General features: G+C 46.3%; 9 protein-coding genes. 8 read left to right on the top strand and 1 reads right to left on the bottom strand.

Translation table 11 applies throughout. The features are described 5' to 3' along the window. Positions 1–111 precede the first annotated feature (111 nt). Positions 112–1,203: a hypothetical protein gene (locus UNDYM_RS30185; protein ID WP_162044929.1), complete on the top strand. Its 1,092-nt coding sequence runs from the start codon at positions 112–114 to the stop codon at positions 1,201–1,203. A 250-nt stretch (positions 1,204–1,453) separates the two neighbouring features. On the opposite strand, the gene UNDYM_RS30180 is transcribed toward UNDYM_RS30185, so the two are convergent. Next, the gene (locus tag UNDYM_RS30180; RefSeq protein WP_162044928.1) at positions 1,454–2,056 is read right to left on the bottom strand and encodes an integrase core domain-containing protein; all 603 of its coding nucleotides are present in this window, start codon (positions 2,054–2,056) and stop codon (positions 1,454–1,456) included. 820 nt (positions 2,057–2,876) lie between these two features. Between UNDYM_RS30180 and fliQ the strand changes: the two genes are divergently transcribed. From fliQ to flgA, 7 genes are all read left to right on the top strand, one after another. Then, positions 2,877–3,143 carry a flagellar biosynthesis protein FliQ gene (gene fliQ, locus UNDYM_RS30175; RefSeq protein WP_162044927.1) on the top strand — a complete coding sequence of 89 codons (267 nt, stop codon included), beginning with the start codon at positions 2,877–2,879 and terminating at the stop codon, positions 3,141–3,143. A 6-nt stretch (positions 3,144–3,149) separates the two neighbouring features. Next, positions 3,150–3,911 (top strand): flagellar biosynthetic protein FliR, encoded by a 762-nt coding sequence (locus tag UNDYM_RS30170; RefSeq protein WP_255456562.1) that lies wholly within the window; start codon positions 3,150–3,152, stop codon positions 3,909–3,911. Next, positions 3,912–5,012 (top strand): flagellar biosynthesis protein FlhB, encoded by a 1,101-nt coding sequence (locus UNDYM_RS30165; RefSeq protein ID WP_162044925.1) that lies wholly within the window; start codon positions 3,912–3,914, stop codon positions 5,010–5,012. Beyond that, a complete protein-coding gene (locus tag UNDYM_RS30160) occupies positions 5,009–7,078 on the top strand; it encodes a flagellar biosynthesis protein FlhA (protein WP_162044924.1) in 2,070 nt (689 codons plus the stop codon). Before UNDYM_RS30165 ends, UNDYM_RS30160 begins: the two co-directional genes overlap by 4 nt. A 110-nt stretch (positions 7,079–7,188) precedes the next feature. Beyond that, positions 7,189–7,932 carry a flagellar hook-basal body protein gene (locus tag UNDYM_RS30155; protein WP_255456561.1) on the top strand — a complete coding sequence of 248 codons (744 nt, stop codon included), beginning with the start codon at positions 7,189–7,191 and terminating at the stop codon, positions 7,930–7,932. 48 nt (positions 7,933–7,980) lie between these two features. Further along, on the top strand, positions 7,981–8,754 hold the full coding sequence (gene flgG, locus UNDYM_RS30150) for a flagellar basal-body rod protein FlgG (protein ID WP_162044922.1): 774 nt from the start codon (positions 7,981–7,983) through the stop codon (positions 8,752–8,754). 10 nt (positions 8,755–8,764) lie between these two features. Continuing rightward, positions 8,765–9,739 carry a flagellar basal body P-ring formation chaperone FlgA gene (gene flgA, locus UNDYM_RS30145; RefSeq protein ID WP_162044921.1) on the top strand — a complete coding sequence of 325 codons (975 nt, stop codon included), beginning with the start codon at positions 8,765–8,767 and terminating at the stop codon, positions 9,737–9,739.

The following is a 9,739-nucleotide window of genomic DNA, read 5'->3' as shown; positions in this document are numbered from 1 at the left end:
TGATTCAAGACTATTCCACTATTGAATTTTGTTAATGGTGGAATAGTCTGCGATAATTAATTTCATAAATTTTTCATCAGTCAGCTAGACTTTTTACAAAACAATTACATCATGAAAAATGAATTAAACAATTTCAGTAATGCTCAAGTGATGGCTGTGCCAGAAATTGCAGATCAGAAAAAAAATATTCTTTGCCCGTGGGTATCAGAAGATGTGGAAATAGTAACAAAAAAATCTTTATATGGACAATCGATTTGGTCTATAAAAATTGGTGATGAAATATTAGCGCGTTGCGATAAAACGGGACAAATGGCATTTCGCAAAGTTCTCAATATCTTTACTGAAAAAGATGTGCCAACCTATCTTTTGTATTATGTGATAAACAATCAAGTCCCTGTGTACCCGGTAGAAGTTACTGCCAGCTTGCCTTTTTGGGTTAAAAATAAAGGCTGGACGCCCGTGTTTAATATTAAAAAGGGCGACGCACTTCTTGGCTTTGATAGGTTTGCATTTAGTGAGGCGGAAAAGAATGGAATTGAACATTTCAGTTGCGAAGAATGGAGCTTTGTAGATATTAAAAAAACTGGTTTATTGAGAAGGGTGTATAGCCTGGAACTTGAAGAAATGCATAGCTATTTTGTAGGTGGGATTAAATTGTGTGCCCCCGATGCTACCTATCTTGCAACCAACAGCCACGCGATCACTAATGAAAAAATGGAGAGGATAATAACTGGTGGTGTAATTTGTGGTGTTCAAACAGACACAATGGTCGAAGTCAAAGAACATGGCCCCTTGGCAATCGAGTGGCTCCTTCCTGAAGCAGGGCATGAGATATTATCCCGTTGCGACAAGACAGGGCAACTTGGGTATAGCAAAGTACGTAAGTTGATATGTCATGAGGAAACGCCTCAATGTGAGCTTACCTTCCAAATTAACGATGATGAGTACAGAGTTGTAAGAGTGGCCGAGGGTCAAGAGTTTTTGATGGAGGGGAATATTTGGGTTAGAGCGGTTGATCTCAAGCCACGTGATGTATTTGAGACAAATGATAATAATAGAGTTGTTGTTGATGAGATTCAAACAAAATTTATTGATGACGAACCGCGCTACAATAGTTTTTATACAATAGAGCTTGAGGGGTACAACAGTTTTTGTATTGATAATAGGTTATGGGTACGTGGGATTCGCTTTGACGAAGAGTAGTCTTTTTGCTGCTGCTGCCCTGTTCACCGTTCAGTTAAGCCAATTCACTCCGCCCGGTCTGCTAGTTTTGCAAAGATCGGCGGAGATTTTGGTTAGATTGAACACAAAACCGATTATTTTTTAATCAGCGCGTACAACTAAATTTGCTCTCCTGATTAAAATTTGTGCAAATTACTTGCTCGGGCCGAGATTCACCCTGAACAGCTAAACTGCCTGTTTAAAATACACATGTTAGCTCATCGGGAATTTACTAACGCCGCAAATAATACCCTTGCAACAAACCATCCCAAGCCTCAAACGGATGCACCGATATCGGTGGTGTTGAGTAAGGATCAATGCCTCTCCACACCTCAGCAGGCGTGTACCCATGCAAATGCTGATGTGGCCTGATCAGGTTATACCAGGTCACAAAATCCCTCAGCAAACGGTCCAGCATCAATCCATTGACCGGTGTCCTCAGATTCAATTTCTCTTTCAACGTCAAAAAGAAACGCTCAATCCTGCCGTTCTGCCAGGGCTTGCCCGGTTCACTGAATTCCTGACGTATTCCCAATTCTTTTAAAGCTCGCCGGAATTCTTTGCTGCGAAACACAGAGGCATTATCTGTACGAATAATTTTTGGCTTACCAAATAAATTGATTGCCTGTTTTATGTGTTCAAGTATCACCGTCGACGTCGCCAGCTCCACCCGCTGCAACAACAAATTCATGCGCGTACCATGATCGACAATGCCAAGAATAAAATGGTTCATACCATACGCATCCACTTTGCCAGTCCCATCCAGACACCAGCGTAAATTTGCAGGACTAACATCCGGGAACCGATTCCGCGTCTTCTTGCGTATCGCCTCCATCTCTGAACGATACTTCTGCACCCAGCTATACACCGTCCCCAAGCTAATCGTGATACCTGCATGTGCATACAAACGATTAATCTCATTCCGCAGTGTTGCACGAACTGTGCTGAGTACGTAGTTCCGGACAGTGTTGCAAGAGATGCCAAGTCATTTGGATATGTCGCGTAATGGTACCTGGTCGCGTACGTGCCAGCCTTGAATAATAGTGGTTATGCAATGTCAATGACTCTACCTTCTACGCTTCAGAATAAGGTACGCAGAGAAGTTTTTGGTGCGCCGCAAAAAAAATCTTGATGCCGATGGTAGGGTATATGACGTGGAGATTCTTCTTGGTATTGCCGAAACTATTTACATTTTTTATTTGGCTATATGCTCCAAGTGGTGGGTAAGGAATGTAATTTTGACAGTACCGCTTTGCTGTCATTGTCGGATGACGACTTGGTTCTTACTCTGCAATAAGCCATATTTTCTAAATAATATTTCTTTTGGAAAATAAGAAAATTTATATAATTTAAAAAAATTCGAATTATATTTAGTGGGCTATCAGCGATAATCCAGCAGGCTCGCCAATTTTTGATTGTATGAAAATATATTGATTGAAGTTAAAAAGCCGGGCTATTGAAACATAAATTGACACTTTTTAGCGTGGTCTGTAACATTGAGTAACATCGCTGTGCATCAGATATTTTTTCAATAATTAATTTCTTTGCGGCAATGCAGCATGCGCATGTTGAATTATTACTCATTTCTGAATGAGCACTTCAGATTCTTTCATGTGTGGGCATTCGTTTGTTGCTGGTGATTTTGGGATTGGGTGATGGGATCTGATGTTGCATTGCATTTGATGGAGCAGCTTCTGTGGGGTGCGCTGTTGATATGCGCGCCTATTCTTGTTTGTACACTGGTGGTAGGTCTTGTTGTCAGTGTGTTGCAGGTGGTGACGCAGATTCAGGACATGTCACTGACGTTTATTCCCAAGTTGGTGGCAACGATATTGGCATTGACGATGTTTGGGTCCTGGATGTTGCGCAAGCTCTTGATTTTTGCGCGTGAGCTCATCACGAATATCCCGAATTATTTTTAGTTGCCCATGATTTTTACTTCAACAGTAAGCTGGGTTACCGCTGTTTTATTGTGTTCAATGCGCCTGTCCGCTTTGTTGTTGATGACGCCTTTCTGGCAGGCCTTGGGATTGCCGGTTCGCATACGTGTCATTTTGATTGTGATGCTGGCTTTTTCGCTTGTGGCTGGCATGCGTCTGGTGCCGGTGAATGTGCCAGTTGATTTGTCGGGGCTGGTGATGTCTGCTCTGGCTGAGGTGCTGCTGGGTGCTTTGATGGCATTTGGCATTTTTGTGGCTTTTGCTGCATTTTCTATGGCGGGTAATTTGCTGGATTTGCAGATAGGTTTCAATATCGCGAATATTTTTGACCCGACTACGCGTAGCCATTCACCTTTGATTGCTGCTTTGTTTGGTATGGTGGCATTGGCCTTGTTTTTCACCATGGATGTGCACCACACCTTGTTGCGTGGTCTAGCTTTTTCGTTCGAGAAAATTCCCCTTGGTCAGATGCTGGAGTTACCTGGTCCTATGCTATTGGCCAGACAGTTTGGTATGGTGTTTACTTATGCATTGATGCTGGCGGCGCCAGCATTTTTTTGTTTGTTTTTGGTAGAGATTTGTCTTGCAGTTGTGTCGCGTAATTTGCCGCAACTGAATATTTTTATGCTCAGTGTACCAATCAAGATTGTGGTTGGCTTGTCTGTGCTGGCGTATGTCAGCGGTCATTTTGCGTCTGTTGCTACCAAGGTGTTCGGAGCGTTGTTTGGATATTGGGAGGACATTTTGTAAATGTCTGAGGATGCTGACAAAAGCCAGGAAGCCACGCCCCATAAACTGCGCGAGGCGCAAAAGAAGGGGCAGGTTGCCAAGAGTACGGAAGCCAATTTTGCTGCAATTTTAGCAGCTTTGGTTGGTATTTTCTTTGCGGCTGGGCCAGGTATGGCCAGGAAGGAACTGGGTCTTGCGCAGCAGATTATGCGGGATGCAGGCCGTAGTGACTGGTCCAGTGTTGGTACTTTGCAGTGGCTGACGCAGGCGAGCATGGAAAGCGTGGCGGTTATTGCACCTTTGTTGATTGCCATTTGCATTGCGGCCATATTGGTGAACGTGAGTCAGGTTGGGGGTATTTTTAGTTTTGATCCAGTGACACCTGATTTTACCAAGTTAAACCCTGCTACTGGTTTGCAACGTCTGTTTTCCAAGCGTTTGATTTACGATGCTTTGCGCAGTCTGGTGAAGTTATCGATATTGGGGTACGTGGCCTGTGGTGCACTGGTACATTTGATGCCTGAATTGGTAAAACTGGGCTACATCGATGCGCACGGCCATGCGGCTATCGCACTTGCTGCGATCGGGCCTGTGTTGTTTAAGTTGTTTATGGCGATTTTGGTGATCGCGTTAATCGACTTGCTGTATACGCGGTGGGAATTTGCCAAGAAAATGCGCATGAGTCATAAAGATATCAGCGACGAACATAAGCAAAGGGAAGGTGATCCGCGTATACGCCAAAGGATTAAGCAGTTGCGGGCAGAATTGTTGAAGCAATCGCAGGCGGTTGGCAAATTGCCAGAAGCCGATGTGTTGATCACCAATCCTACTCATATTGCCGTTGCTATTTCTTATCGCCATGGCGAGATGCCTGCACCTAAGTTGTTGGTCAAGGGTAAAGGGGAGCTGGCAGCCAAGATGCGTGCAGCAGCCAGGCAGCATAATATTCCAGTGGTTGAAAACCCTCCTTTGGCGCGGGAGTTATACAAGCGTTTGAACTCGGACCAATTTGTACCTGAGGATATGTATCCCAAGGTAGCCAAGATTTTGATCTGGGTATACGCGATGCGTAAAAATCGCAATCAAAGCAAAGCTAGCACGGTGCGCGGAGCATTTGCATGAATTCGTTGAGACAGGTTTTGCAGAAAAACACCGACATTGCAATGGTTTTGCTGGTGGTGGGTGTGTTGTTTATGTTGTTTGCACCTATACCAGCAGAGATGCTGGATTTTTTGATACTGACAAACTTCAGTTTTGCATTGCTGATTTTGCTGTTGACCTTTTACATGGCAAAGCCGGTCGAGTTTTCTACTTTCCCATCGATGTTACTGGTGGCAACTTTGTTCCGACTGGCCCTGAATATTTCTGCCACGCGCCTTATTTTGCGCGATGCTGACGCTGGCAGGGTGATTGGTGCGATTGGTTCTTATGTGGTGGGCGGCAATTATGTGATTGGCCTAATCGTCTTCTTGATCCTGGTCGTCGTTCAGTATGTCGTGGTAACGAATGGTGCGCAGCGGGTGTCGGAAGTGGCTGCTCGCTTTACACTGGATAGTATGCCAGGTCAGCAAATGAGTATCGATGCTGATTTGAACATGGGTTTCATCGACCAGGAAGAAGCCCAGCGCCGCCGCAAGAATATCAGCAAAGAAGCCGCCTTTTACGGTGCCATGGATGGTGCCAGCAAGTTTGTGAAGGGTGACGCCATTGCGGGTATCATCATCATGCTGATTAATTGTGTTGGTGGCCTGGTGATAGGTGTGATGCAAATGGGCATGCGCTGGGATCAGGCTTTAAAGAGTTATACCTTGCTGACTATTGGTGACGGTATTGTGACGCAAGTGCCTGCCTTGATTATTTCTGTAGGCACGGGTTTGATTGTGACGCGCTCTTCGTCCGATACCAATCTGGGTGTAGTGGCGTTTCAGCAAATCACCTCATTCACCAAAACCTTGTGGTTGGTGGCGGCAGCATTGCTGGGGCTGGTGTTTTTGCCCGGCATCCCGGCGTGGCCGGTGTTGGTGCTGGTTTGTTTTTATCTCGCATTAATTGCTTTTCGCCGTGGTGACACTAACCAGGGTGAGGGCAGTGATGTGCAGGGCGATGATGCCGAAGCACCACTTGGTACCGGCGCCAAGTCTTCAGACAAAGAGCAGGATGCCTATGGTTTGTTGCCTATGGAGGCAGCTGAGGTATTGCTGGGTGTGGACTTGATCCCCATGCTGGAGAGTGAACGCATTATTTTTACCGAGCGTATCGCAGCTTTTCGTAAGCAATATGCTTTGGAGTCTGGCCTGGTGGTGCCAAATATCCGTTTCCGTGAAGGTGCCAGGCTTGCGGCCAATGCCTATGAGATTGTGATTTTTGGTGTGACTATCGCAGGTGGCAGCCTGGTGCTGGACAAGTTGCTGGCAATTAAACCAGCAACTGAGACTATCAAGTTGCAAGGTGTGGAAACCAAGGAGCCCAGCTATGGTTTACCTGCGCTGTGGATAGATGACATGCTGAGGGATGAGGCAAGAGCTGGCAAGTACACCCTGGTAGAGCCACCAACAGTCTTCATGACGCATTTGTGCGAGGTATTGCGACAGCAGTCTGCCACTTTGCTGACGCGCCAGGAAACTGAACGCTTGTTAAAACGTGTGCGTGAGTCGCAACCTGGTCTGGTGGAAGAGGTTGTGCCTACAGTGCTGGGCGTGGGTGAAATACAAAAAGTCTTGCAGAATTTATTGAAGGAAAAAGTTTCTATCCGCAATCTGGATGCCGTAATAGAAACCATTGTTGATACTGCCAAGATTAATAAAGATACTGCTTATCTGACTGAAATGGTTAGGCAGCGTTTAGGAGCATTGATTTGTCAGTCATTGACACAGGGCACGAATGTATTACAAGTATTGACGCTGGATCCGACGATAGAACACAATCTGATGCAGAGCATACGGGCGGTGGAAAATGGTGCAGCCATGGTGGTGGAACCTAAATTTGCCGAGCAAGTGATCACTGGCGTTGCCAAGCATGCAGAAAAAATGATGAAGAGCAACCTGTTGCCCGTTTTGTTGTGCGCCCCTGAATTAAGACGGCATATGCGGGTTTTATCAGAGCGCATGGTGCCGCAATTGCGGGTATTGTCGCTGGCAGAAGTACCCAACACGCTGGAGTTGCGTGCGTTTGCGACTTTGTCTTTGTAAGTGTTTAGTAAATTTTAGTAAGTTGTTGAAATCCGCTTGTTTGAATTGATTCTTTGAACTGATTCTTTGGATCGAATATCTGGATTATTTTTTAGGCTGAATTGAGCGCTATGGCAAATGCATTAATTACCGCTGTACAGAGCATGCAAAATGATCTGCAGTATATGGACATCGTGAGCCAGAATATGGTGAATGTGGCTACGCCTGGCTATAAGCGCGCGATACCGACATCCAAACCGCTGACCAGGCTTTTTGACGAAGTCATGAAGGAGTCAGAACAAGTTGCTAATGTAAGCCAGACAGAAAAATCAAATGCGCTGGGTAACGTGCTTGACCTGTCAACTGGAGCGATCAAGCAAACCGGCAAGCCTTGGGATCTGGCAATCGCCAGCGATGGTTATTTTGAGCTGATGACGCCTGAAGGGCTGGCCTATAGCAGGGCCGGGAATTTTCATGTGGATGGCACTGGTCGCCTGGTGTCGGCGCAAGGCTATGCCGTGCAGGGTTTGGGGGGCGACATACAAGTGCGTGGCAATGATGTCAGTATTGATCATGCCGGTCGTATCATGCAGGGTGAAACCCAGATTGCTCAACTGAAAATCATGCAATTTGCAGATGCAAAGAATGTGGTAAAAACGGCGAATGGCTTATTGCAGTCTGCAAACGCAGACAATAAGGCAGTAGAAAGCAAATCGGAAATACAGGTGGGTTTTTTGGAGAGCTCGAATGTTACGCCCATGCGCGAAATGGTGGCGATGATGGAAACCACCCGTCATTTTGAATCAGCGCAAAAATTATTTCAAGGCTATGATGAGATGTTGAATACGGCGATACAAAAATTGGGTGAGTTTTAAGCTTTTTCTGTCAGCTACTCACTCCATTGGTTTGGAAAATAAATACTTATGAATAATTCTCTCTATATCGCAGCGACTGGCATGCAGGCTCAGCAGATGAGTATCGATACTATTGCCAATAATCTGACGAATGTGAATACCTCTGGCTTCAAGAAGGGCCGTGTGAATTTTCAAGAAATGATGCATGTCGATGGAAGTGCCTCGGCACAGAATCCTTCGGCTACGCTCAATCCGGTTGGCTTGGGTATCGGTATCGAAAATGTGTCCAGAGATTTTGTTGCTGGGGCCCTGACACAAACCAATTCGCCGATGGATATCGCCATCAATGGCAGTGGTTTTATCGAGGTGACGCTGGCAGATGGTAGCCGTGGCTATACACGCGGTGGCACTTTGCAAGTCAATCAGGATTCTTATCTGGCAACCAGTAGTGGGCAGGTATTGAGGCCAGGTATTCATATGCCACAAAATGTGACGGGTATTACGATAGGCACTGATGGCAAAATCATGGTGCAGACAGGAGATCAGTCTCAGGTATCCGAAGTGGGGCAAATTGAACTGGTGAACTTTTCAAATCCTGCAGGCCTGAAAATGGTCGCCAGCGGGATTTATCAACCAAGTGCAAACTCTGGCGAAGCCACTTATGGTAAACCGGGTGCGGCAGGCTTTGGTGCGATTGCCCAAAATACGCTGGAAGGGTCGAACGTCTCTTTGGTAGACGAGATGGTGACCTTGATGATAGCTCAGCGTGCATATGAAATGAGCTCAAAAATAGTCCAGGCATCTGATGAGATGATGTCTTTGACTAATAATCTGCGCCGCTAACACAATACTGATGATGCGCTGGTTTGCCTTTTTCTTCTTTGTTCTTGGATTGTCTGCCATGCCTGCAATGGCAGGTGTGGTGATGTCCTTGAAGACTGATGCGATGGTGAATGCAGCAAGAGTCAAGCTGGTGGACCTCGTCGAAATTGATGTAGAGACCAATCACCTGGATGAGCATCTGATGAAAACCATGGCTGCAGTTGACATGGGTAATGCACCGCTACCCGGTTATAGTTTGCGCTTTAGCCGTAAAGAGATTGAACGCATAGTCAGGGCAAGCGGGCAGGTAAAAGCGATAGAGTGGCGCGGTGCAGATGCAGTGAAAGTCGAGCGCCTGGCAAAAGTCTTTGACAGCGCCCAACTTGCTATTGCTGCTGAAAACTATCTGAAGAAAGTATTGGGCAACGGGCAAAACCAGGTGGTGGTAGAAACTGCTGAGCGCCTGCCAGAACTGTTGTTGGCAGAAGGTCAGGTTGATATCAAGGCGCGAAATTTGACCAGGGCGGAAGCAATGCATGCCAGGGTTACGGTGTGGCTGGATGTTACTGTCGCGGGCATGTTTAGCCGCTCGGTGCGCGTGCCACTGAAAGTCAAAGTAATGGAGCAGACTTTTGTTGCCAAACGGGATTTGCTCAAGGGCATTACACCAGCATGTGAAGACTTGCTGGTTTTGGAGATGGACGTCGCAAGTCTCGATGGTGCCGCCTTGCCAGCAGATTGTTCCATGCTGAAGGGGAGCCTGAAAAGAAATATTCCTTCAGGTACCGCGTTGACTCAGAATTATCTGCAGCTTCCAAACGCAATCAACCATGGTGACACCGTCAATCTGTTGTTTAGTTCTGGTGCATTGCTGCTTGAATCCAAGGCACTTGCCTTGGCTAACGGTGAGGTGGGCCAGCGCATACAGGTACGCCCGGCGGCTGCGACAGAAACGATTGCTGCCATCGTGGTAGCGCCAGGTGTCGCGAAAGTAATCGGAAATTAA

Source organism: Undibacterium sp. YM2 (assembly GCF_009937975.1).
Lineage (GTDB): Bacteria > Pseudomonadota > Gammaproteobacteria > Burkholderiales > Burkholderiaceae_D > Undibacterium.
Note: the sequence above shows the minus strand (reverse complement) of the source record. Positions and strands in the feature narration are given on the sequence as shown.

Bases quoted from the DNA above. Each gene is read 5' to 3' on its own strand.
- UNDYM_RS30185 (WP_162044929.1), top strand. From the start codon at position 112: ATGAAAAATGAATTAAACAATTTCAGTAATGCTCAAGTGATGGCTGTG.
- UNDYM_RS30180 (WP_162044928.1), bottom strand. From the start codon at position 2,056: ATGGAGGCGATACGCAAGAAGACGCGGAATCGGTTCCCGGATGTTAGT.
- fliQ (WP_162044927.1), top strand. From the start codon at position 2,877: ATGGGATCTGATGTTGCATTGCATTTGATGGAGCAGCTTCTGTGGGGT.
- UNDYM_RS30170 (WP_255456562.1), top strand. From the start codon at position 3,150: ATGATTTTTACTTCAACAGTAAGCTGGGTTACCGCTGTTTTATTGTGT.
- UNDYM_RS30165 (WP_162044925.1), top strand. From the start codon at position 3,912: ATGTCTGAGGATGCTGACAAAAGCCAGGAAGCCACGCCCCATAAACTG.
- UNDYM_RS30160 (WP_162044924.1), top strand. From the start codon at position 5,009: ATGAATTCGTTGAGACAGGTTTTGCAGAAAAACACCGACATTGCAATG.
- UNDYM_RS30155 (WP_255456561.1), top strand. From the start codon at position 7,189: ATGGCAAATGCATTAATTACCGCTGTACAGAGCATGCAAAATGATCTG.
- flgG (WP_162044922.1), top strand. From the start codon at position 7,981: ATGAATAATTCTCTCTATATCGCAGCGACTGGCATGCAGGCTCAGCAG.
- flgA (WP_162044921.1), top strand. From the start codon at position 8,765: ATGATGCGCTGGTTTGCCTTTTTCTTCTTTGTTCTTGGATTGTCTGCC.